Genomic DNA, 25,058 nt, shown 5'->3' on the forward strand with positions numbered 1-25,058 from the left:
GGATACTCCTTATTTATTTTTCTCACTAAACTTAAATGAAATTTCTGGGTCGGGATCTTTTTTAAATTTATTTTTTAACATTTGAATTTCCACTTCAAATGCACTAATAATCTCTTTTACATGCTTATCCGTATAATCATAATTATTTCGATTCGCTAAATTACCGATTAAACGAATTTTTTTAATCGCCTCATTCATACGCTTTTCACTTAACTCTTCAAGCTTCTCTCGCTTTCCCACAACTTTTCCTCCAGTCATTCTTTTATTATATAACGAAAATATTATATCAAATTATTCAACTTTAAAATTATGTTTAGTACTACATTATGTATATTGTTTAGAATCAAAAATATTTAATAATAGACCTATAATTTATCATAAAAATTAAATAAGCGTTGAGTAAGGAGTTTTCCTTATCCAACGCTGTCTATTTTACTTATATACTCACTACTTACATCCACAACATATAGAAGTAACTGCTAAATCACACATAAAAGTGCTTTTTATCAATAGTTCACTTTATTTCGTCATCACATTTTCCGCTCAAAATACACATGAAGACGATACTCACAAATCTCTTTCGTCCATTCAAATAAAAGATGCTCATCTTCTTTTTGAATATCCATGTTTATAGAAAACACATTTCCATCAAAAGATAACAATCCTTTTGAACTACCGCTCCATTTCGTCATCGGCATTGTTGCAATTAATTTACTAACCTTTTCTGCATCATATTCCCACATACGTTGTGCTTGTTTATCACTAAAATCAATACGCTTGCGATATTCTTTCTCCATTAAGTAATGATGGAAAAATGGTGCAACTTCTTTTGGCGATATCGGATGGTACCATTTCTCTTTTCCACGTTGTAACATTGTTGATAGCAGCAACATTTTATAACTTTTAGCCATTCCTGTTTTCTCTACTTCTTGTAACCACGCTTCATAACGTATAAACACTTCTTTTTCTTGCGCTGTTAATTCATTAGCCCACGCTAAAAAGCCAACATAAGATTTAAATTCTTGGCGATACTCTTTACTCTCTTCTGTACCAAGCTTATGCAATTCTAAATATGTTGGTCTACGCCCTAATTCCATTTTTACCGTTTGATAACTATGTAATAACTTTTCTTTTCGCGGCATTCTCTTTTTGACAAGTTCATCTAATAGCTGTTTTGCTTCTAGCTCAAACTCTATGACACAACCCTCTGGCAAAATAGGTTGAGTTCCGCCCTTTTTCGCTAATCCTTCTACACGAAGCATCTGCATTTTCACATCCGCATTTCGATAATTAGCAATTAGATCGATAACCACACAATGCTCTTTTTGTTCATGCAACCTTAATCCACGTCCAATTTGCTGTGTGAAAATTGTTAACGATTCTGTTGGGCGTACAAATAGTAATGTATCAACAGACGGAATGTCTACACCTTCATTAAACAAATCAACCGTGAAAATTGCATCTAGCGTGTTACGGTCCAGCCTCTTAATCGCATCTTCTCTTGAAATATCCTTCGTTTCAGAGTGAAGCGAAATAGTATTGTAACCGTTTTGATTAAAATATGTAGATAGAAAGACTGCTTGCCTAATGCTAGAACAAAACACAATTGTTCTCGTTTTCTTATACTTCTTCCATGCTTCTAAAATCTTGTCAGCTACCTCTTCTTTTAACTGTACCTCGGCTAACTCTTCACGATCATACTTATTTCCAATCCAGCGCACTTGTGAATAGTCCGTATCATCATACACACCATAATAGTGAAACGGAGATAACCAGCCACGCTGAATCGCTTCCATAAAATCAATGCGATACGCAACGTTTCCATCACAAATCGAATAAATATCACGGAAATCATTACGATCTGGCGTAGCTGTTATCCCGAGTAAAAAGTTGGGATTAAAATAATCTAGCACCTTTTGATAGCTATTTGCTGCCGCATGGTGGAATTCATCCACAATAATGAGATCAAAATCATCTGGAGAAAAGTTTTCTAAATGACGCTTTCTACTCAATGTTTGAATAGACGCAAAAACAACATCCTTCTCTCCTTCTTTTCTCTTACCATTATAAATTCCTGTTGTCTTATCACGTATCACACGTTGAAAAGATTGCTCTGCTTGGTTCAATATTTCTTCTAAATGTGCAACAAATAGCACTCTTTTAAAACGTTTAGCGAAAAAAGCAGCTAAATACGTTTTTCCAAGCCCTGTTGCCATAACAATCATCGCTTTGTTATACCCCTCTTCAAGCGTATTTTCTAATTGCTCTAAAGCAGGAACTTGCGCAAAACGTGGTGCAATTTTCGTTTCATATGGCGCAGTTGGCTCGACCTCGATTTGTGCCCCTGATTTTATCTCATATCCCTCTTGCCCAGAAGGAATCATCATCTCAATCTCTTCTTGCTTTGTCCATGTTCGAACTAAGTTAGAATGTGTTTGATGGAACTCTTCATATTCTTGGCGATATTGTTTAATTGTTTCTAAATTAACGGATTGAGTAGCCTCATTCATATGAATATGTAAAAATTGATTAATTGCTTCTGAAAAAGCTTCTTTTCCAACACTCTCTTTCACAAGCAAACTCCATTCCACACCACTTGTTAATGCTGAGCGAGACATATTAGAAGAACCAACAATCATCACTCCATCACTTTCATGCTCGAACAAATAAGCTTTCGGATGAAACGACTTCCCTGCACTCTTCCACAAACGAATCTCGATATTCGGATGGATATGATAAAGCTTTTCCAAAGCATCAGGCTGTGTAATATATAAATAATCTCCTGTACAAACCTTAATATCCACATTCTTTTCTGCTGCTTTTTGCAACGCTTCAGTTAATACTTCAACACCAGATTTCATCACAAATGACGTCAAAATGTAGATCGCCTTAGCATCTTCCATATAACGCTCTAACTTTTGAATCAAATTGTTTGTAACAAGCTGAACATTAGTCATCATGTACCTCAACTAAAAAGATTCTCTCCCTAAAACCACCGCGCTTTTCCGCTTTTTGTTTACGCACTTTCTCCACGTCTTCAAGCGTTACACCCTCATGCTGCGCTAACGCATTTACAAGCTCTAATAAATCCGCTAACTCCTCTACTTTATGCTCTTTACTCTCCGCCTCCACATACTCCGCTAACTCTTCTTGCGTTTTTTTACACACTTCTTCTATGTATTCTTGTTCATCAAGCATTCTTGTTGTGAATGTTTTTCCATTATTTCCGATAATTTCTGGAATGCGATCGCGTACTAGTTTATTGTAGATTGGCATTTGAATTCCTCCAAGTTACTTTTTCTTTCATTTCTTATTATTTTTTAAATTATTATATATAGATATAAACGCACAAAACCTTATTATTTCTATAACGCTATGTCACAGTGAATCTCATTTCAAGTGTACAACCCAATTTGTTTTTTGAATAATGTGATATTAAACACTTTAAACGTATAGAGAGCATTTAACTTATCACAAAACACTGTAATTTTCTCCCCTAAGCTTATAGTATTCATCTAATTCAAAAAACTTAAACTAATGACTCTTCTATTTTATTTTGTACCTCATCTAATGTTTCATCATACTTAGCTTCGCCTACTGCACTACGTAAATCATCATCGAAACGGTTCATGACTAGCAATATGGATAGTGGATGAAACTTATTTATTAACTCATTAGTATTCATCATTTCTATAAATTCTGACAAAAATACAGATATCACGGGTTTGTGTACACGCATCTTCTTCTTCTCATGCATAGAATTCTTTATAACTATTTTTAAATCTTTACTCAAACCATCTTTATTATTTAAATTATTTATTGCATTCACAATACCTGTTATCAGTGCCAACTCTATTCTTACATCGTCTATAAAACGAAGATTACTATAAAGAGAGTCCTTAAATATCTGTTGATAATATTGTTCAGTTTCTCTGTCATTAAATAATTCAGTTCTGTTTTCGAAACACACCTGAAAAAAGTCGAAACTATTAAAACCACTTTGTACAAAAAAATTTTTAGCCATCTCATCTGCTTTTTCCAAAGCTTTCACATTCATAAAAAATACTGTACACTTCTCACGTACGTATTGCCAATGTGGAGAACCTATGATACTACTTTGTGCGTCATCGGAATATTTATTAGCAAAAATAATAAACCCTGTATTTCGATATGCATGTTCTTTTGAAAAAAAATTCTCTAAAAAATCCTCATAGTAATTTACTTGCATTGGTATCTCTGACTTATGACGATAATCTTCCCCTTTAAAAGACTTACAATCATAAAACATGACAGGAAATGGATTGCTTTTCCCTTCGCTTATGACGCCATCTGGAATTCCAAACCCTGTGTATTTACTACCAAAGGGCATTGCAATTTGAAATAATTGACGAATAACATTATATACTTGCCTTTCAAATTCTGTTCCTTGTGCAGTTGTAGCAGCATGTTTCAGTGCTGACATAACAATTTCCGTATCCTTGCTTGCACCCGCACTTAAAATACCCTTAGTTAGTAATAAAACCTGATCTTGTTCACTGTAAATATGATTGAATGTTGACTCTAATGACTCTTCCCAAGACGCTAAAAACACACCCATATTATTTAATATTTGCTTTTGAGGTTCTTCGTAACTTAAAAATTCATTAACAATTAGTAAAATATAGTCTTGTGGAAAATGTGTTCGAAGTTCCATAATGTTTCTAATACTATTCACTTTTTCGTTTCCTAATCCAAACATTATCAACCATTTATCTTCTTTGTAGCTTGTTGAACCAATAGAAGAGAAGCTTTTCCATGAACCTTCTCTTCTTTCAATCTTCCATTCTTTTTGCAATTCGCACAAAAATTCATCTAACTTAAATCTATATTTAAAACGTTGTTCATCCGTAATATCAATTATTTCATGCGTATTCGGACAAACCACAAAATCATCATCTTCATCAAACGCAAGATGACACAAATCCTCACAGATAGGACATGTTGTACTTGTCATTGTTAAAGCAATAAACCATTTATCCCTTAAGCTACTCTCTATCAAATCATACTCTTTATGATCCATGATATAATGAACATTTTTATCCAAATACGTCAATACTTTTTTTAATAGCTCTTTCTCTTTAACTTCCAATCTCTATCCCCCAGTTCTGAAGACATTTATGAACAATTTCTGTATAACGTGGGTCAAAATGAATTTTACTATTGCTTGAAATTTTTACTTTTAACGTTTTTATTTTATCTTGTTGTTCACCGTCTTTTATTTTGATTTGGATAACTACACTTTCCCTAGGCTGAGCTTTTAATTGAACATGCTCATTAGATAAAAGCTCCAATGTCTCCTCTACATCTTTTGACTTTACAACTAATACTACCTCATTATCTTCTAAATTAAACTTTAACGTTTCTTCTATAATGTTAGCTGATAAAACCTTGTCTTGTAGTTCCTCGTCAATACGTATTGAAAAATCATCATTCTTCACATCATCCAATTTATATATCTGATAACTATCACCTTTAAAATGATTATTATCTTTAAAGAAAACTTGTCCAAATGATTCCAACATCGCATTTCTAATTTTATTGGATGTGCCATATCTTAATGAAATACGATTTTCTTTAATGTTATATTTTGCTGACGCCCTTGTTGTCGGCTTAACATTAATGGTTGCAATCGTTTTCCCTGATTTAATAGTAGTAAATGTTCTTGTTCTAGTTTCAAAATGCGCAGTCATAATAATATCATCATTGACTTTCTCCAAATTGATAATGTAGTTTCTTCCTGCTTCAACCAGATTTCCCATTGCCGTTTCTATATCCCTTTTATCTTGTTCATCAAATTCTAGAGTTTTTTCAATCATTTTCCCTCGTAATACTTCATATTGCTTTTCTTTATTTACACTTGCTATCACACACATTTTATTAAATTTTTCCAAAGGTAAACTACAATAACATTTTGTAACAATAAGCTTTAACGGTTCATCGAAATGCATATCTATTTTATATTTTTCTGCTAAATTTATAAACGTTTCTTCATGAACCATGGAGGAATATTGTTTAACATTTACCAAATCTTCAATAATTGATTTTTTCTCTGGTAAGTTCTCTATTAATGCGGCAATTTGAAATATTGTTTGGCTTAACAAATTTCCTTGCCCATATTTATTTTCTAATAAAAAAATACTTGCTTCTTTTTTAACTGACCTTACTAAGGATCTTAAATTTTCTATTTCTTCTGTCACTATTTCTTCTTGTAGTCTTTCAATTCCCATTTTGCCCTCCTGATGTAATATAGTTCTTTGTAAATATCTTATTTGAATTATACCAATCAATCCCAATATTTTTCCACTTAAAACATACTAAGATTAGCAGACGTGAAGAATAGGTCAGGACAGCCCTAGAGCCTCGAATTCGCACAAAAAACAGGAAGTATGCTTATGCAAAGTGTAATTGCTTTCGATGTCAGTATATGGAAAAGTTATATGGTTATTTATAGCTCAGCGCAATCTTGCATTTTTGAGGGGGAAATCCTACATAATCAAACACATCTCCAAAAGTTATATGAACAGATCGTTACTTTGGTACGAAGTGATGGTGATGGTCAAGCTCCAGCCATCGTATTTGAAGCGACGAGGGTATATTCTAGGCAATTAGAGCGGTTTATGAATGATTATGGTTTTCATACTGTCTATTAAATCCACTCGAGTCGAAGCTTTAAACAATTTCTATGCGCATGCATAAAACGGTTAAGAGTAATACCCACCGTTTGGCCCAAACTCACTTCACCACCAAATGAAGAATTGAAGGTGATTTGAAGCCGAATGCATAGGCTACTACAGCTGACTTTTCCAGAGCTGGAATCGCTTTTCACACAAAAGTCCGAGCTATTTTTAGATATTTTACAGCTATTTCCTCATGCGGATTGTGTCAAACATCTCTCTAAAACCGTTATTCGAAATCGACTACTCGTCAATACAGATAAAAAATTAGCTCCTAAAACAACAATTCAGTTAATAGAAGCTACACAAGAGTCCTATCCAGTTGTTGATAAAAATGCTATTCAGTGTGAACAATTAAAAGATTATGCGAAAAGATACCTAGCTATTTTGAGACAATGACAAACATGAATTGGAAGGATGGTTAAGCTTTCAGAAGGCGAAACGAATATCAAATATTAATAAGCATCCTTACATAGGTGAAAATCCAGCCGTTCGTTTGATCGGAGAAATGGGTGATATAAGCCGATTTGATAATCATAAGCAATTGAATGTTTACGCAGGCATTGATATAAGCCGTTTTCAATCGGGCACGTTATTTTACAGGGATAAAATCAAAAAGCGTGGCCATCGTCATTTACGCAAAATACTGTGTTTTACAATACAAAATATGATTCGCCAACGACGATTTGGAAACAATCATTTCGTAGATTACTATGATAAATTAAAAATGCAACCTTATAACAAATGTCATAAAGTTGCATCCATCGCATGTGTGAATAAGGTATTGAAAGTGGCTTTTCATCTTATTACACACAACATATCTTATGATTACGAAACCGCTTCAACACATTCGTAATCATGTGAAACTAGTATATCATAATAGACCTTGCGAAAAAAGAAAATCATCAGATCTATTTGTCATGCGGAAATTTGAAATTGGAGGAGGGAGGTACCCCCTCCTCCAATTTCAAATTCTGATAGTTTTCTTCTACATGTTTACCAACACGAAGTTCAGCTCCCATGTCCTTCAAGATACGAGGGTAATTAAAACGTCCATCCTTAATACAGCGAACGATCACGAATGCATCTTTGCGATCATTTTTAATTAGTAGATTGTCATCTAATTCTTTTGACCGTTTGATCTGCATAGGATTTGCTATAACCAAAGGAATACCGCGTTCTTCATGAAAATCAGCGGGATTAAATCAGTAATGGCCAGTAAACTTCTGTTTTTTCATAACCGTTAGGAGACGTTGATAGAACAACTCAAAACCTTCAAGAGATTGAGAAACTGAAAATGATTTTTGGAGCATTCGTTCACGATCATCTACAAAGCAAGCGAAATGTGACCGCTTCGCAATACCGATTCCTCCAACAAGCATTTTCTCAGTGACTTGATTTATTTTCTGGTTTTGTTTAAAATTCATATGGAGTCCTCCTTGGTTAACAAATTGGATGTCAATTCTGCAGATTTGACACCCCGCATCATACCAAGAGGGGCCTTTTTGTTCAAGTCTCCGAAAAATCTTCTAACAGGAATGCTCCTTCTTTAGATAAGTTATTCGACCAAGATGTCATCAAAATTACAGAAGTTCTTGCCCTGTTATCAACAGAAGAGAGTGTAGCCTCAACATTAGAAAATGAAAAAAACTTATTCTAACCTTAAAAGGATACTTCGTAGTAATGAAGGATATCCCTGCAATAGACATTAGCAATCAACAAGTACTAGAGAGCGTATATTGGATTCCATCAAGAAACAGGAGGAACAGTAATGGCAGAACGAAAAGTATGGTTTATTACTCGCCCAGAGAGAGACCCAAAATTTCATGCATTAGCACTTAGTGCACTCCAAGAAGCAACAAACGATTTTCAAAATCCTTGGAAAGGAAATCGAGAACTTCATAAAAAATATGAAGAAGTATTAGGCAATAAAGGACTAAAAGCACCTACTATTAGTAATGATGGTTCAGGTGGGCGCACATGGGTAGCTATGTTAAAAACATTCGCTTATGTATACATAAATGAAAATGGATATTTAGTACCTACTAAAGTAGGTAAAGCATTACTCAATCGAAAAAATGTATTTGAAAATATATCTAAGCAAATTCTTACGTTACAAATCCCAAATGCTTATTTTATGGAATCAGGTTTCAGACCAAAATTTTGCTCCCATTTTAAAATTCGGCCGGCTCGATTCCTGATTAAGTTAACCAACCAAATTGCCTTAGACTATTATGTAACAAAGGAAGAAATAACATATTTTGTACTAACCGCATCGAACGACAATCAATTAGATGTGGTTACACAGCGTATTCTTCAATTTCGCAAGGCAAATGCACACGAAAAAAGAAATATAAAGATCAATATTGCTGAGCAATATGAACATCGCAGTCGTTCTGACAGCGCTGCTCGTGATTTTGAAGTTTCTCATTCAGATGTAGCGCATACATTTATGCTACTTTGCGACTACACGAGATTAGTAGAATACATTCGTGGAGAATGTTTACGTACGAATCCTTCAAATGCTATAGAAGCAGCAAATAAAATAAAGGAATACGATAATCGTTATCCTTTTAACAACCGTTATCAATTCTCTTTAGAAAGAATGGCAGAAAATAATGGATTGGATATAGAGAGCTACAAAGCAACACGTTTTCATGATAAAAAACCTGCTACAAACAGAGGAAAACGCACACTCCTTATTCAAGAAGCTTTATCAGAACTATCTGTTCTATCCGAGAATAATAAAGACAGAGCAATAGAATTACTTGAAGTGGCAGGATTTAATCCAAATGATGCTTTATCAATTATTGAAGAAAAATTAGAAGAACAAGGTTACTCCTTCTCAAACGAAGACTTTTATGAAGCATATCTATCTGAAGAAGATAACCATGCATTTGAAGATAAGACTGGAGAGATTTTAAAAGAATTAGGATTTCAAGTCATCATGCGTCCAAAATCTACAACAGGTGACCAAACAGAAATTGAAATTATTTTATTATATGGACAAGATGGATTGGGGTTAATCGATGCTAAAAATTACCGCAGTAGTAAATTCTCTCTCCCATCAAATCTGGCTTCTCATATGGCAAGTGAATACATCCCAAACTATGAAGGTTACGCAGGTAGAAATGTAGGCTTTTTCGGTTACATTGCCGCTGACCAAATTGGTGGAGAGAAAAACTTGAAGAAAATTACCGAGAAAACAAAAAATCACATTGCTGGTCGGGAAGTAAAAGGATTCATCATGAACGCCAAAACTTTATTAGGATTTTTAGATTATTGCATGGAAAAGAATCTATCAAAAGAAGAACGAGTATCATTATTTTTACGTGCAGTTAACAATAAAGGATATACTACATTTTCAGCATTACATCGAGCAATCACTCTAGACTAATAGAAGAAGAGGTCGTTCCTTTTAAAGGAAGAACCTCTTCTTTTATTATATTTATACAAGCACTGGCACTTCTTGTTGCCCTAATAACACATTTATATCCCATTTCGGTTGCGTATATTCATACTCGATACTAGCCATTGTCTTTAATACAGATTCTACAATGACTTTCGCCGCTTTTGGAGGTACAGCCATTCCGATTTGCTGACGAACTTTCTCTTTTCCACCTGAGAATACGAAATCATCTGGGAATGTCTGTATTCTAGCTCGTTCACGATTTGTTAATGCACGAGGCTCATCCCAATGATAGCCATGAGTACCTCCTCCTCCGCTTCCTGTAATCGTATAAGAAGGTAAATGAGGATGTAATCGCTTATAAATCTGGCTTAATCTTGCACCTCTTACATTTAAACGAAGATGTTCTGGAATTCCCTCATACCAAGCATTTTCACCCGGTGGAATATGATTTAGCATATCAATTACCCTCTGCTGATGTCTTGTAAATTCATGATTCGGAGCATCTTCTGGAATATCTTCTAACGCTTGTGAAGCTGTAACATATGGATGTTCTCTACCTGGACCATGAGTTGGTGCAGGTACTCGATATTCAACATTCATATCATTTCTAATTCCAACAATAATGATACGATGTCTTGCTTGTGGAACACCATATTCTTCAAATTTATATAAGTGTGGTGTAATTGTATACCCAGCCTCTTGCATTTCACGTAAGATTTGAACAAATGCACCACCATCATTTGCACTTTGTAATCCGCTAACATTTTCGGCAATAAACCATTGTGGTTGATGATGTATTAATACACGGATACCGTAGCTATACAGCGGACCATAGTCACCCTCTATTCCTCTTTGTTCTCCTACGATACTAAAATCATTACATGGAAAACCAAAAACGAATGCGTCAATTGGTCCTAATCGTGTATCTCTTTCTATATCTAATGTACGAACATCTTGAACAATCACTGTATCAGGAGCTGCTGGGCATATGTTATTTATATATGTTGCAGCTGCATCTGGGCAAATTTCATTCGACCAAGTATGTTCCACTCGATATTCTTCTCCATTTGCATCTAAAACTCTTGCCATACGAGCGCCAGCTGCGAAACCACCAGGACCATTAAAAAACTCACCCTTGCGATAAATCGGCATCTTTCTTTCCTCCTATACAGAATTTGATACGTATCTTCTTGTATATTTTATTGTATCCCATTCCATTTTCTTTTAACAACTAACAAAAAAACCTTTTCAGTCATACAAAATAGGGTGTTATTCCATCCATTTGAAAACAAAAAAAGACAAAAAAAGCGCTTTTGACATAAATCACGACTTTTTTGTCAGTTATATATCCTTGTTAATACTAATGCAAATTTACTAAGATATCAACATTTAAGTATCTATACAACGTTAATAAAAGAAATATTTATATAATGAAGCAATCAAATAAATTAGCACTCTCCTCATTTCAGTCACAAATAGAATGCTTACCACACTCATAAATGTTATAATAAAAAAAATTAGTTATACGTTGATAAGGTGTTGAAAATATGGAACTCATCAAAAAATTAGGAGAACGCATTCGCCTTTTAAGAAAAGAACAAAATTTAAGCCAAGAGCGGTTAGGAGAATTATCAAATATACATACTAACCACATAGGTGCTATTGAACGTGGCGAAAAAAACGTTACAATAGAAAGCTTAGCAAAAATAACAAATGGATTAGGTATTACTTTAGAAGAGCTTTTTCGAGATCTTTAATCGATAGATAAACAGGATAATCTAAATCCAACGGATAGAATTAACACTCACTTCACTTGTAAATACTTCCCATTCCAAAAAATAACATTAAAAATCTCTTTCTGTCAAAATACATAAATAGGGTGTCTGCTATTTCATCCACATATGTTTTCTCACGATTAACAATACTTTTTCCATCTAACAGATAAGCATATATTTCATCAAAATACTTTTCTATGTTTCCTAAAAAATTCATTCAAAAAAATAAGCAATGCCTCACTGTTGTTAAGCATCCTTTAAACTTGTTCAATGAGTTCTTGCATTTTATTAACAATGTTAACAATCATAATTCCAATTACATCATACGGGATATGTTCTCTATCATCAAATAGTTTTCCCAATGTCTCAACAGTTTTCTTGAATAGATTTTTACATTCTAAGTGTAATATAAAAATCCCTCAATACTCCTCTTCATCATTCTCTCATGAGATTAAATCCATTGCTCTATATGAGCCATTACAAGTAGTTTATATAAAGTTTAAATTAGGCGAAACCATCTTGTTTATTGCAAAATGAAAGTGGTTCTTCTACACTTTTGGTGAGTTGCTCTTTTGTGTGCTACATTGATATAATAAATGAAATGGAGTGAACCATGATGTACTCTTTTTCTTTCGTTTTCATTCACATTATATAAAACGGTATATACGATGAACGGAACTACTACTCAACAGAAGGTTTGACTATGGGAACATGAGATTTTACTTTTGAGTATTTATACAAAACTCTCTAAGAGATACGAAATATATCCATAAATCCTCATGTTTGTTTAATGACCATTATTGTTTTTCAATTCTATATATAATAATTCAAAATATACGGGTGATATTTGGATATTTTTTCATAAATATGTGAGTAACCTTTTCTAAGATACTTTGAGCTTCTTCAATTTTAACTCTTCTGTGAAGTGCTTTTTCTAAAAAACACACTATCATTCTGTCAGGTTTGATCCACTTATCATCTCCTGCTAACATATAAAAATAAACTAATAATATTACACCTTTTTTGATCCGTTATACTTTTAATTTCTTTCTCTAAACTTTCATTGCTTCTGTTTTTAATATATCATTTATTGGAGAATCTCTTAGACCAAAGACTTTTCGTTTTACTTTTCATTCCTCATATACTAGGTTGTAGTGTACTTGACGATTTTCCTTCGCTTTTGTACTTTTCTCTTTGAATGGACAACCTGAATAATCTTCACATTCATATATTTTAAAGTCTCTTGTATAATCGTAGAAATCGATACGTTGTGAACATTATTTAAATGTCACTTTTTGGTTATTTGACCGTATATAATAGTCATCGTGTTCCTTATATTCCTAGTTACTTGCGTGTATCTTGAAGTTTTTGCACCGAAACCAAAAAGCACCATCCTTCCTTGTAATTCTAATAGAAAGAATAGCGTTTTTTTCATTTTAATGTGGAATGTGTTTTCTTAGCTTGCTAGCGATATGTACACTTTCCTATTAGAAATCACTCCAATAATGACCTTATAAAACACTCCTTCATCTAAAAGCTTTTTCCCTGCATTCCTAATCTTGTGCTATTCATATTTTCTGTTTGATATTCTTCCTTAAAAAAAGGTCTAGTATATAAGAATTTACTAGGCTGAAGCATATACCCACTACTACTGATTTGACCCCATAAGTTACTAACCCTAAAGCTAGCACGATAAAATTTATATAGCGAATGCCTCGAGCAATACTAAATTCAGGATGTTTTTTGTTTATAGCCAATGCAATAACATCTATCCCAACAGTAGAAGCATTTGATGAAATACAATAGTAGTAACCAACTGCAATAAACAAACTTGCTAATAAAAAATCGACCACTAGATTAACTTGAATATCCCACTGTAACAAATAAAAAAGTGTAAAAAATATATTGAAACAAATACTGCTAATAATGGATTTCAAAAAATTCTCTCTCCCTAAAAATATCCAACAAAAAACTAAAAGTAGTACGGTGACTCCTATCGTCAAATAGAAAATTCGAATACTTGTTACCTTTTCTAATATCATCGCAATACTAGTAACACCACCATTAATAATCCCATTTGGCTTCATCCATTTCGCGTAAGCTAGCCCTAGAAAAATATTGCCTAAAATAATTTTCCCTAATGGTTCTAATTCAGCAAATAAAACTTTCTTCTTAATGATTTCTATCTTCATCTTCATCTCATCTCTTCTCTCCTATTGGTTCTGGTACAAATATATGAAGTATAACCTAGAGAATACTAGATTCCTAACAGACCCTTATTTTATGCTACAGACTCAAACACTCAGTAGATGTACTCTTTCTAATTTTGCAAATCACTTTGTCCCTTTTTCATCCTATGCATAGCTTTCACATCACTCAATATATGCTCGGTCATAAATCACAAAATAGCAAATTACGACTGTAATCCATTTCATATTCAAGCCTTCTCTAAGTATCCATACAATGTTGTTTTGTTGAATCCGTTATTTCAGTAATTTCCTTCATGAGATAGTCTATATTCTTCTGTATTAACACGAGCATAATCAAAAATCAATATCTCCATCTTCTTTAGACTGATTGTCCCTTAATTCTAGCACTAAAAATGTTTCCTGTTGTTAAAAATGAAACTTTGTTTTTTAGAATGAGATTGGGTACCAAGAAAATAGGAACATATGTAAACGATTTCACAACAATCCATAAACGACAGTTTTTATCATTTAATGCGACCGCTTAGGAGCTTGCTGATGAGGCATTATATCAATCATCATGAGCACCTCGCTACGCTGACGCTTTCTATTACGATTATGGCCAGCATTGATCTCTATTCGAGCTTTCAGTATGTAACACTTGTTGCTGGACAGTTGATAGCACTAGGTGTTCAAAGTATCCTCCAACAAATACTCAGTGAACCAGATTTAAAATCTTGGGACTGGCATATTCTTTTTGCATCGAAGCAGTTTTCAAAAATGGATTCTAAAAGCTGTGAAAGCGCTGGAATGATTCGAACTTTGCTGAAACATCCTAAAGTCGGGCTAACGCTCGGTAGAACTGTTGCTTTCTATACTTACACGCCGTTATTTGCAGAAATTCATAGTGAACATTGATAATATCTATTTTAAAATAAAGATTCGTCCTAAAAATCCCCTTAATAAATAAACTGCACCCCAATTATTAGCTATATCTAACAATTGAAGTGCAGTTCAAATAATCACTCTTTTGTTATATCAATTAAAAATGATCAGCATGCGAGTACTGTATGATTTCTTCTTTTTGCAGAGCATGTTGTGTATCACCTTCGTTATTCCACCCAATCGCTAAAGCCATTACCAATCCTAACGTTGCGAATACAAATTTTTTCATCATTTTAATGCTCCTTTACTAATTATTTGTTGTTTCGCTTCGTAACATACATTGAAGTAATCACTAACTTTTTCATGATTATGTAATTTACGAAACGCAACAGCTAACAACTCTCCATATTCTTCAACAAACTCCCATAACCCTTGTTTTTTGAAATAAGAAATGCTTTTTTTCACTTCTTCTTCTACTAGTTCAATAGGTTTGTTTTCATTTAATAAACGTAAAATATTGAAATGGTACACATACTCTTCATTTCCTATTTCATCACAAACTTTCAATCCTTTTTCAATCAGTTCTTGCGCAATATTTGTTTCTTGTAGCTTATAATGTTCACGTGCTTGTAAGAACAATGCTTTAAAATGATTTGGATTTTTTTCTGTAACTTCAGATAAATGACGAATCGCTAATGGAGATAAGTTTTGCATTGCATATAATAATCCTAAATTATGTCTAACTACTAAAATTAGTTTTTCCTCATTCTGTTTTTGTAAAATGTCGATGGATCGATTCAAGTGTTCTTCAGCTTGTTCGAATTGTTTTAAAAATATACAAGCAGTTCCTAATGTATTTTCACAAGACGCCACTTTCACTTCATATCCAGCATGTTTTGCAAAAATTTCTTTTGCTTTATTCGCATATTCAATCGATGTTAACATTTTAGAAGTGTGATGTAATACAGCGAGTTTTTGATTAAATTCAGCATGTTCTAACTCATCAGAAATATATTCTAATAACCTTTCAGCTTCTTCATATTGTCTGCTAGCTTCATTATAATCACTAAACATTAAAGCATGCTCACCTTTGAAAGAGTGATAGTAATAAGCTGTAAGCTTATCGTTTGTTTCATCAATAGAATCAATTACATCGAAACTGTCTTTTCTAATACTTAATCTGTCAGTCAGTAGTTTGTATTTAAAATCTAGCAAAGAATAGTATAATAGTACATTCTGATTTTGTTTTTCTTCTGCATGCTTAATATGTTCTATTTTCTCATCTATTTCTTTTTTTAATTGTGTCGCTTTTATTAATTGCTGCGATAACATCAATTGGTACAAATCATGGAGTTGTTCCATAATTACTTCATGCGCGAAAACACCTGTGCTCATACACTACATCCTCCTCGACACTCTTCTTTTATCTAAATATTACCACAATTATACATATTCCATAGGAAGAATACCTTTGTTGTAAACTGATAAATAACAGATTGAATATTCTGTTATTTGAAAACAAAAGTAACATTTTTATCGTTAATTTTAATATAACACATGATTCAGTTCTTATAGTTATCGATGCTCAAACGAAACTATTCCATCCCTTCCTTTACTTCTTTTAAAAAGGAGAATCTTCTAGATTAAAATGATAAAGCTAGTAAGTGTCTAATTTTACCGATTGTATCTATGTGAGCTTTACGAACAATGGATCGTCATGCATCATGACTGATTGGAAGATGGATGGCACGAGCAACTTTCTCTCCAGCTAAGCAACTTGTAGAAAATGCAATTTTTCGTAAAACTTTTTCTGCACGAAGTGTGCGACGTCCGTTGGGGGCTACCCATTCATATCGTTCTGTAAAAACCTTAATAGAACAACAAGAATTATCACAAAACCACTTGTGTAAAATAAGAAGAATGACGGTTTGATCTGTAATAGGAAGATCTTGTATAAGGCGGGTATAACGACTATGACGACGAGAAGAAATAGAATGACAAGATGGACAGTTTGCGGAAATACGATTACTTTTTACAGTGAAACGAAGATGTCGGTCTTTTGTAGATACATCTATCAATTCGAGAAAAGGATCTGGACTTAACCAAGGGATAGGGTATATCATGGTTCACTCCTTGTCTTTTATTATATCAATGTAGTACACAAAAGAGCAATTCACCAAAAGTGCGTAAGAACCACTTTCATTTTGCACTAAACAACTTGTCCTTCTGTTGAAACTCGTACATAACCAATTACTTTCTCTCCCATATTGAGCCCCTTCCCGTTACAGCAATTAAAGTCCCTGTAACGTTTACCCGTTTTTTGCGGATAACATGTGCATAACGTCCATCCGTTAAAACGTACTTTACGATGACTTCAAAAAGTAACACAACCCTTTATTTTTTCCTCTACTATCGTCGTACACTGTTCACAGCCACTACAGTCTATAAAACAACAATAAAAATTTAACACTTAATGCACTTATAAAATTATAGTGCTCTTTTAAATTTCTACGCTAAAACGCAAAAAAGCACTTGTTGTCTTTAACTGACAATCAAGTGCTTTAAAGTAGCATTAAATTTGTAAGTTTTGTAATAACAGTATGACACCTATTGTATGTCATGACAATTACTACGTTAAAACTTACGAGTTTGTACGAGTTCGTTAGTTTAATATACATTCCATGTGTTTAATGTCATCTCGCCTAAGCTCGTACTTCGTTTTCTATTCTATCGTTGCACACAGTACTCCATGATGGTATAACCATCATGGAGTATATATTTTCAAACACCATATATTTTGCTATCCACTTCAAAAATACATTCTTTTTCATCCATTTTTCTTATGTGCTTTTGTATTTATGATTTTAGAACCATGAGCTTTATCACTCGCTTATGTTGCTTTACTAACACAAGCTCTTAACATATATTTTCAAAATAATAATTATTAAGACCAATTAAACTTCGTCAGACAAAGCATCATCGTAATCCTGTAATTCTTCCATAATTTCTTTTAACCGGTCAATATTATTTATAAATTCGCCGTAAGAAATTTCTTGGTAATCGAAAATTCCTTCACCGTATTCATCGCTATCAAATATTTTTACTTCCGCACCTAACTTCAACAAGTTATCAACTAATCCTTTTAAATTTTCCATATCATCAATATCATTTGCATCTGTTTCGGCAAAAAAATCTTTGTTTTCAATTTTATTTTTTATCTCTGTAATTCCTAAACCAGTGTACTTTCTTAATGGTACTACACATTTACTAAATAAACCATTAGAGCTTATTTTAATTGCCATTTTACTCATCTATTATTCTCCTTTCCATTAAAATTCTTCTAAATAGTTTGGATTAACAGGTCTACCAGGTGCATTTTTACTATAGCTTCCGCCATGCCAACCCTTTAAATGTTCCCTGCCAGTTACAGGATAAATTAATTCTCCTCTATTACATATATGTGGATAATTCATAGCATTGTAAGTATGATGCCCAATTATTGATTTCCCATTGTATTGAGGTTTTTTTCCTTTTAAAATCTCTTGTATCTGTTCATTAGTCCAATCCCTTGTTGTAGGTTCTCCATCTAAAATTCTTTTCTTGCTTCCAAAATTCATTAACCCCTGCAGCTCTTCTTTTTGAAAATCTTTTATCCCATTGATATCTTTTATATTCTTCTTTTGTTACTGTACGATTTTCAATCTTTTCTTTTATTTTTTTCTGCTGACCCCTACTTAAAGATTTGTATGGTGTAAGTTTTGGTGTTAAATCAAGTTCTGCTTTCAGTACCCTTTGAGCAATAATCTCTTCTCCTACTGCTACTTTTTTATTCCCCAGAGTTTCACCCGTACCCTTAACTCCCGAACCACCATTCCCCTTCGCAAGTTGATAAGCATCATCTTTAGCAGTTGCTCGCACTCTTGCAAAGTTTTCTGCTATTTCTCCAACAGTTGCATGTTCGATATGAGGAATTTTTATTCCCATTCCAGTGTCTGCTGACCTGATTGCTACGGGAACCTTCGTTTTTTCCATGTATGTAATGCATTCTTTAATGTCTCATTATCCTTTAACGATTGTACCACATTTTTCCCTATATTTGGATTGAAATCAGCGATTCCCTCTTTCCATTTTGTGAGCTTTGCCAGGGATCCGAGGTCAAGTGTTCCTTTGAATGCTTTTGCTGCGGAACCGAGTCCTGGGATGATGTCAAGTGCTCCGAAGAAGCCAGCTTCTACTTGTTCTTCTTTGCTTAGTTTTCGGTGTGTCCCCCAGTCCTCCCCTTTGATGGCATTTTTCACTTGGAGACCACCGTATACAACTGACGCTGCGATTCCGAGTAGTGGACAAAAGATTGTCGTGATGATGAGTGCTCCGCTGATTGCTACATCACGCCATGCTTCTAATTTTTTCTGTTCGTCTTCTATAGAAGTATACTCAAATCCTCGCATAGATGGGATTAGTTGACGATATTCTTTGTAGTTTAGTTTCGCATCTGGATTTTGCTTTTTGACTTCTTTATACTGCGCACGAAGTACGTGATCAAAGGCCAGTGAGTCTTTGAAAATGTCATCTACTGCTATTTTTTCTTTTTTGTCGTAATGGTTTGCGGGATCCCATACGCATGCTCACTTGATGATACGCCACATCCGACAATAGCTCTTGTAAACCTTCACGTTCAACTGTTAAACCATCTTCATCTACTACCGCTCCGCTGATTCCTTTATCTTCGTATATGTGAAGCAGCTGTAGTTTATTTTCAATGCAGTACCGTTCAATTTCTTCTACTTGATACGTTAGGCTGTATCCTTCACGTACTTGTCCTTCTGTTGAAACTCGTACATAGCCAACTACTTTCTCTTCCATATCAAACTCCCTCCCGTTACAGCAATTAAAGTCCATGTAACGTTTACCCGTTTTTTGCGGATAACATGTGCATAACGTTCATCCGTTAAAACGTACTTTACGATGACTTCAAAAAATAATACAACCCTTTATTTTTCCCTCTACTATCGTCGTACACTGTTCACAGCCACTACAATCTATAAAACAACAATAAAAATTTAACACTTAATGTACTTATAAAATTATAGTGCTCTTTTAAATTTCTACGCTAAAACGCAAAAAGCACTCGTTGCCTTTAGTCGACAATCAAGTGCTTTAAGTTCATCTATTTTTAAGTAGTATAAATTTGTACATTTTGTAGTAACAGTATGACACCTTTTATATGTCGTGACAACTACTACGCTAAAACTTACGAGCTTGTACGAGTTCTTTAGTTTAATATATATTCCATGTGATTATATTCATCGCCTAGTAAAATGTCATATCGCCTAAACTCGTACTTCGTTTTCTATTCTATCATTGCACACAGTACTCCATGATGGTACAACCATCATGGAGTACATACTTTCAAAAACCCTTTTATTTTTTCTATCTACTTCACATATACTTTATTTTTTATTCATATATACTTATGCGTATTTAAATTTAGCACCGCGAACTTTATCATATCCGTGCATAAAATATAATTTAGTATAGTAAGCTTTATAAAATCACTATAACTAAACTCATTTATTTAATGTAATGAGTTTTTAATGTTTATTTATATTTTAGGAATATCAATTATATTTCCTGGTGACTCATTAATAAGAATATCTGAAATACTTGGGTTCCTTTTTTTCAACTTGAATATTTGAATTTTTGTTAATTCAGGGCTAAATGATATATTTTGTGTTTTAAACTCCAAATTCATAATTTTATTTTGAAGTTTTAATATAAAAACCTTCCATTCTTGTAATGGAGAATTCGAAACTTCCTCTGGACTTTCTAATAATCGATATCCGTCTGCATAATGAAACATTAGTAATCCCGTTCCTAAGTCACAATCTTTGTTTTCAAGAATTGCATTTGGTATATCAAATCCACTATTCCAATTATAATTTGCTGCAAAACAATGAAGGAGTATTGGATTATCTATATTCTTTATTCGGCTAATTGTATCCTCTTTATTTGTATTATAAAGTAATTCTTCAAGCAAACTAATATCTTTATTTTCCATTACACCTTACCACCTTACTGATATTTACTTATTTTGTATTTCCAATTGTTTTAGCTTTCTTTCCCAGAGTTCTACTGTTGCACCTTGGCTTGGGTACAATGGTAAACCATTCCCCTGTAATTTTCTTAAATTTTTTTGCAAATCATATACTTGCTTTTGTAAACTATCAATACTTTGGTTAATATCCATTTTATTTAATGCTCTTGCAACTACTTCATTGTAAACAGAATGATATCCTCTGTGTCTAGCCATTGTACTTATATTATCATCTGGTACTCTTAGAAAAATACCATTTGATGAGTCATCAAAGTTCATACCTATCTTTTTAATTACAGGATTATCTGCCATTTCAGCAGGAATAATATGCTGTGCTTGATATCCACTCCATTTAGTTGAACGTCTAAGCCCCATTTCTGTCATCATATTTTTTCCTAATTTAGTAGAATTTCCTCCTGTTACAATACCCGGAGTACCAGGAATAATCCTACTACCTTTACCCGTACCCTATGTTGTAATCTTAAACCCTCACAATAAAAAAGCAAACCATGTAAAACCTTATTAAACTACTTCTTTTTCTTCTACTACCGGCAATTCATAAGCTGTTTTATATTTCATCATGCCATATACAATATTTACAAGCCTTCTCATAATACATACCAATGCTTGTCCCTTTGTTTTTCCTTCTTTTAGTTTCTTTTGATAGTATGCATGAAATACTGGATTCCGTGGCGTCTTACTTCCTTTCGCTACTTGCACTTGCTGTACAGCTAAATTATAAAATAAAGCGTGTAACGCCTTGTTTGCTTTTGTGTGTCTTACCTTTCCCACCAGAACCAAAGTAAACAGGCGTAATCCCCGCGAATCGTGCTAATTTGTTGACATTTGGAAATCGTCTTACATCTCCAATTTCTGCAATTAATGCTGATGCCGTCACAAGTTCTATTCCCGGCATCGTCTCTAATTGATAATCTAGTAGATTTACTAACTGTTTTAATTCTCTTTCGATGTATTTCATTTCCTTCTTTTTAAACTCAATCTCCCGTACAATACTTCTTACTAAAAAGTTTCGCATTTCTTGATACTCTTTCATTGTATGTCCATCTTCTTTTACAAGTTTTAATATGCCGCTTGCTTTCTTTACTGAACATGTATTGTTGCTAACATCCAATAAAAAAGCTGTTAATTGCTTTATATTCGCCCCCTCTAAACAAGAGGGTGACGGATATTGCTGCCAAAATGCTAGTGCTGTTTTTCCATCTAACTCTGAGAAAAGCTTTTTATAACTTGGATAATGGTGGTTTAATTGAATATGTAGTTGGTTCTTTAACGCACTTTGTGCTTTTACTAATGCATTCCTTCTTGATACTAGTTGTTGTATCGACCAAAATAAATCGTTTGGCTTTGCATCTGGCAATTGATTAAATTTGTTTACCAATATGCGTGCTACACATTCTGCATCCCAACTATCATTTTTTTGTATCATCACTTGGCTCTTTCGTTCTAAAAATGATAAAGCTGGATTTACTTCTTTCACAACTCGTTCATGGTCTACTAAATATTTCGCTAACGCTCTTCTATAACCACCAACATCTTCTAAACCAAATACAACAGTTATCCCATCACACACATATGTCTCTACTTCTAATAAAAACTCCGAAAATGCAGATGGTTTATTCTCAAATTGTATTTCTCCTAATTTCTCTTGCCAACAATTAATTATAACAGCCGTATGATGCTCCTTATGTAAATCTACTCCTACATACAAATAGTTCTGCCTATGATGCATAACTCATCCCTCTATTCAATAATTTAGTCATATATAAAAATGTCGGCAACCTTAGTTCGAGCGTTCATCTTCCGATGCGCATAGGTACGCAAGCCTATCCATTTTTCATCTCTTTAGTAGTATGTATAGTAAAATGAGCTAATTTTTTTAAGTGAGTTTATAAAATAATTGCTGCATGTTGTCCTTTTGTTTGTATTTTCCCGTATTTATACATGCCACGATAAAAATTTTCTCTATCTAACATGCGTTTCACTTGTACTTTCGTAAACAACTTTCCTTTCTCTGTACGATAGCCTTCTGCATTCAGTCGTTCTGCCAATTGAGTCAGCGACCACTGCCTAAAAAAGTGTCGTAACTCAAATAGTCTACGTACAACCACTGCTTTTTCTGCATCTACTTCTAACACTTTTTGTCCTTTCTTGACTGTGTAACCAAACATCACACCGCCACCCGCATATCCACCTTGTTCCGCTTTCTTCTTTCTGCCTCTACTCAGCTTCAATGCAATCTCGAGACGTTGATATTGATCTAGTAGTTCTAACATGCCATTTACTAAAAAATCATTTGGGTCATGCGTGTATATACTATAATTGGGTTGTTCAATCGCTTTCACATCAACCTTATGTTTCTTTAGCTCTCGTTGTATTAACACTTTTGCCATATCAGAGCGCCATAACCGAGATGTATTTAGTACAATCACGTGGCTCACTTGTTGATACGCCAAATCTGACAATAGCTCTTGTAATCCTTCACGTTCAACTGTTAATCCATCTTCATCTACTGTCGCTCCGCTGATTCCTTTATCTTCGTATATGTGAAGCAGTTGTAGTTTATTTTCAGTGCAGTACCGTTCAATTTCTTCTACTTGATACGTTAAGCTATAACCTTCACGTACTTGTCCTTCTGTTGAAACTCGTACATAACCAACTACTTTCTCTTCCATATTGAGTCCTCTCCCGTTACAGCAATTACAATCCCTGTAACGTTTCCCCGTTTTTTGCGAATAACATGTGCATAACGTCCATCCGTTAAAACGTACTTTACGATGAATTCAAAAAGTAACACAACCCTTTATTTTTTCCTCTACTATCGTCGTACACTGTTCACGGCCACTACAGTCTATAAAACAACAATAAAAATTTAACACTTAATGCACTTATAAAATTATAATGCTCTTTTAAATTTCTACGCTAAAACGTAAAAAAGCACTCGTTGTCGTAGTTGACAATCAAGTGCTTTAAGTTCATTTGTTTTCTAAGTTTCATTGCGTTGCAACGAAAGTATGACATCTTTTGTGTCTCGTGGCAAATAGTACGTTAAAATTTACGAGCTTGTGTGCATTCGTTAGTTTTATATACATCCCATGCCATTGTACCCGTCATACATTAAAATGTCATCTCACCTAAGCTCGTGTGTCTTATTTTATCATGTTGATATATGGGAGTGTAAACGGTAGCTTATGATGGTATAACCATCATAGGGTCATTACTTCAAAATGACCTTTTCTTTTTCTGTACACTTCATATATGCTTTGCTTTTCAATTATCTTGAAACCCTATTACAATCCATTCATCTACAACATCCCAGAAATTCACATTATACTCAGGATTATCATTGGTAAACCATAATGTTGCTACCTCATCGGTACAGTTGTTTAAATCTATAGCAACATATCCTCCCATGCCATTTTCAAAAAAGCCATATGTTGTAGCCATATTAATTCCTAATGGTTCATCTAAATCATCAAGTATTCCCCACTCACAATCCTCAAAATGGGTTATGCGTTCCGCTGGTACAAGCCCCATAGCTCTACTCGGTAGATAATAAAACCCATTGTGCAACTTTTCATAAAATCCCTTAATGGATTGTGGAACGTTTGACCAATTTTGTTGCATTTCTGAAGTATAAACAGAGTTGGTTGGTATACCACCTTCGTAATAAAGAATTTCATCATTTTCACTTAGTACGCTGTATAGTACTGCATATTGTCCATTATCTACAATTAGTTCAAATTCTAACAAATTCTCTTTCAAGTATAATATTGTGTTACTCAATTCCTTTTCACACACACTATTCCATAAAGCTATTAATTTATCTTTCTTTCTAGTTTTATCTGTTTCTTTAAATATCTCTATCCATTTTCCAGGAATATTTTCCTTTTCAATATTGAGTAAGTCTTTGTTAGATACAAACTCGATACTTTTTCGGTATTGATTTAAAAAAGATATTTTATCCATCTGAAA

General features: G+C 33.7%; 18 protein-coding genes and 7 pseudogenes. 4 read left to right on the forward strand and 21 right to left on the reverse strand.

Annotated elements, in window-relative coordinates; translation table 11 throughout:
* Positions 1-9: 9 nt before the first annotated feature.
* From MR056_RS06170 to MR056_RS06190, 5 genes are all read right to left on the reverse strand, one after another.
* Positions 10-240 (reverse strand): hypothetical protein, encoded by a 231-nt coding sequence (locus tag MR056_RS06170; protein WP_048722124.1) that lies wholly within the window; start codon positions 238-240, stop codon positions 10-12.
* A gap of 290 nt (positions 241-530) precedes the next feature.
* Entirely contained in the window at positions 531-2,957 is a 2,427-nt protein-coding gene (locus MR056_RS06175; RefSeq protein WP_242136527.1) for a DEAD/DEAH box helicase family protein, read from the reverse strand.
* Entirely contained in the window at positions 2,950-3,276 is a 327-nt protein-coding gene (locus tag MR056_RS06180; RefSeq protein ID WP_011983852.1) for a nucleoside triphosphate pyrophosphohydrolase, read from the reverse strand. The genes MR056_RS06175 and MR056_RS06180 overlap by 8 nt, the downstream gene beginning before the upstream one ends.
* A gap of 253 nt (positions 3,277-3,529) precedes the next feature.
* The gene (locus tag MR056_RS06185; protein WP_011983851.1) at positions 3,530-5,128 is read right to left on the reverse strand and encodes a hypothetical protein; all 1,599 of its coding nucleotides are present in this window, start codon (positions 5,126-5,128) and stop codon (positions 3,530-3,532) included.
* Positions 5,118-6,266, reverse strand: a complete 1,149-nt coding sequence (locus tag MR056_RS06190; protein ID WP_011983850.1) for a hypothetical protein — start codon at positions 6,264-6,266, stop codon at positions 5,118-5,120. Before MR056_RS06190 ends, MR056_RS06185 begins: the two co-directional genes overlap by 11 nt.
* 165 nt (positions 6,267-6,431) lie before the next feature.
* Between MR056_RS06190 and MR056_RS06195 the strand changes: the two are divergent.
* Positions 6,432-7,569, forward strand: a pseudogene (locus MR056_RS06195) (transposase).
* A gap of 142 nt (positions 7,570-7,711) precedes the next feature.
* On the opposite strand, the pseudogene MR056_RS22825 reads toward MR056_RS06195, so the two are convergent.
* Positions 7,712-8,140 (reverse strand): annotated as a pseudogene (locus tag MR056_RS22825) (IS110 family transposase); the annotation flags it as partial.
* A gap of 344 nt (positions 8,141-8,484) precedes the next feature.
* Here MR056_RS22825 and MR056_RS06205 point away from each other — a divergent pair.
* Positions 8,485-10,110 carry an AlwI family type II restriction endonuclease gene (locus MR056_RS06205; protein WP_011983849.1) on the forward strand — a complete coding sequence of 542 codons (1,626 nt, stop codon included), beginning with the start codon at positions 8,485-8,487 and terminating at the stop codon, positions 10,108-10,110.
* Between the two features lie 51 nt (positions 10,111-10,161).
* Here MR056_RS06205 and MR056_RS06210 read toward each other — a convergent pair whose 3' ends face one another.
* On the reverse strand, positions 10,162-11,277 hold the full coding sequence (locus MR056_RS06210; protein WP_011983848.1) for a DNA cytosine methyltransferase: 1,116 nt from the start codon (positions 11,275-11,277) through the stop codon (positions 10,162-10,164).
* A 395-nt stretch (positions 11,278-11,672) separates the two neighbouring features.
* Between MR056_RS06210 and MR056_RS06215 the strand changes: the two genes are divergently transcribed.
* Entirely contained in the window at positions 11,673-11,882 is a 210-nt protein-coding gene (locus MR056_RS06215; RefSeq protein WP_011983847.1) for a helix-turn-helix domain-containing protein, read from the forward strand.
* Positions 11,883-13,033: 1,151 nt separating this feature from the next.
* Here the strand turns inward: MR056_RS06215 and MR056_RS06220 are convergent.
* Both MR056_RS06220 and MR056_RS06225 read right to left on the reverse strand, forming a co-directional pair.
* Positions 13,034-13,231 (reverse strand): annotated as a pseudogene (locus MR056_RS06220) (transposase); the annotation flags it as partial.
* 237 nt (positions 13,232-13,468) lie between these two features.
* The gene (locus tag MR056_RS06225) at positions 13,469-14,098 is read right to left on the reverse strand and encodes a YitT family protein (RefSeq protein WP_011983846.1); all 630 of its coding nucleotides are present in this window, start codon (positions 14,096-14,098) and stop codon (positions 13,469-13,471) included.
* A 519-nt stretch (positions 14,099-14,617) separates the two neighbouring features.
* On the opposite strand from MR056_RS06225, the pseudogene MR056_RS06230 reads away from it, so the two are divergent.
* Positions 14,618-14,999: pseudogene (locus MR056_RS06230) on the forward strand (alpha-ketoglutarate transporter); the annotation flags it as partial.
* 129 nt (positions 15,000-15,128) lie between these two features.
* Here MR056_RS06230 and MR056_RS22235 read toward each other — a convergent pair.
* The 12 genes and pseudogenes from MR056_RS22235 to MR056_RS06285 form a co-directional block, all read right to left on the reverse strand.
* Positions 15,129-15,263 carry a hypothetical protein gene (locus MR056_RS22235; protein ID WP_255815536.1) on the reverse strand — a complete coding sequence of 45 codons (135 nt, stop codon included), beginning with the start codon at positions 15,261-15,263 and terminating at the stop codon, positions 15,129-15,131.
* Positions 15,260-16,366 (reverse strand): tetratricopeptide repeat protein, encoded by a 1,107-nt coding sequence (locus tag MR056_RS06235; protein ID WP_011983844.1) that lies wholly within the window; start codon positions 16,364-16,366, stop codon positions 15,260-15,262. Before MR056_RS06235 ends, MR056_RS22235 begins: the two co-directional genes overlap by 4 nt.
* 320 nt (positions 16,367-16,686) lie before the next feature.
* Positions 16,687-17,094: a transposase family protein gene (locus MR056_RS06240; RefSeq protein ID WP_011983843.1), complete on the reverse strand. Its 408-nt coding sequence runs from the start codon at positions 17,092-17,094 to the stop codon at positions 16,687-16,689.
* Positions 17,095-17,925: 831 nt separating this feature from the next.
* Positions 17,926-18,282, reverse strand: a complete 357-nt coding sequence (locus tag MR056_RS06245) for a hypothetical protein (RefSeq protein WP_000041339.1) — start codon at positions 18,280-18,282, stop codon at positions 17,926-17,928.
* An 18-nt stretch (positions 18,283-18,300) separates the two neighbouring features.
* Positions 18,301-18,877, reverse strand: a pseudogene (locus tag MR056_RS22565) (hypothetical protein); the annotation flags it as partial.
* Positions 18,878-18,978: 101 nt separating this feature from the next.
* Positions 18,979-19,419: a hypothetical protein gene (locus tag MR056_RS22570; protein ID WP_011983841.1), complete on the reverse strand. Its 441-nt coding sequence runs from the start codon at positions 19,417-19,419 to the stop codon at positions 18,979-18,981.
* 175 nt (positions 19,420-19,594) lie between these two features.
* Positions 19,595-19,834 (reverse strand): annotated as a pseudogene (locus MR056_RS06260) (recombinase family protein); the annotation flags it as partial.
* A gap of 739 nt (positions 19,835-20,573) precedes the next feature.
* Positions 20,574-21,029, reverse strand: a complete 456-nt coding sequence (locus MR056_RS06265) for a DUF4274 domain-containing protein (RefSeq protein WP_000428102.1) — start codon at positions 21,027-21,029, stop codon at positions 20,574-20,576.
* Between the two features lie 24 nt (positions 21,030-21,053).
* Positions 21,054-21,452 (reverse strand): AHH domain-containing protein, encoded by a 399-nt coding sequence (locus MR056_RS06270; protein ID WP_011983839.1) that lies wholly within the window; start codon positions 21,450-21,452, stop codon positions 21,054-21,056.
* Positions 21,453-21,587: 135 nt separating this feature from the next.
* Positions 21,588-22,815: pseudogene (locus MR056_RS06275) on the reverse strand (IS110 family RNA-guided transposase).
* 157 nt (positions 22,816-22,972) lie between these two features.
* Entirely contained in the window at positions 22,973-23,758 is a 786-nt protein-coding gene (locus MR056_RS06280; RefSeq protein WP_011983838.1) for a recombinase family protein, read from the reverse strand.
* 595 nt (positions 23,759-24,353) lie between these two features.
* The gene (locus MR056_RS06285) at positions 24,354-25,052 is read right to left on the reverse strand and encodes a hypothetical protein (protein WP_011983836.1); all 699 of its coding nucleotides are present in this window, start codon (positions 25,050-25,052) and stop codon (positions 24,354-24,356) included.
* Positions 25,053-25,058: the final 6 nt, after the last annotated feature.

The organism is Bacillus cereus group sp. BfR-BA-01360 (assembly GCF_022663595.1).
GTDB lineage: Bacteria > Bacillota > Bacilli > Bacillales > Bacillaceae_G > Bacillus_A > Bacillus_A cytotoxicus.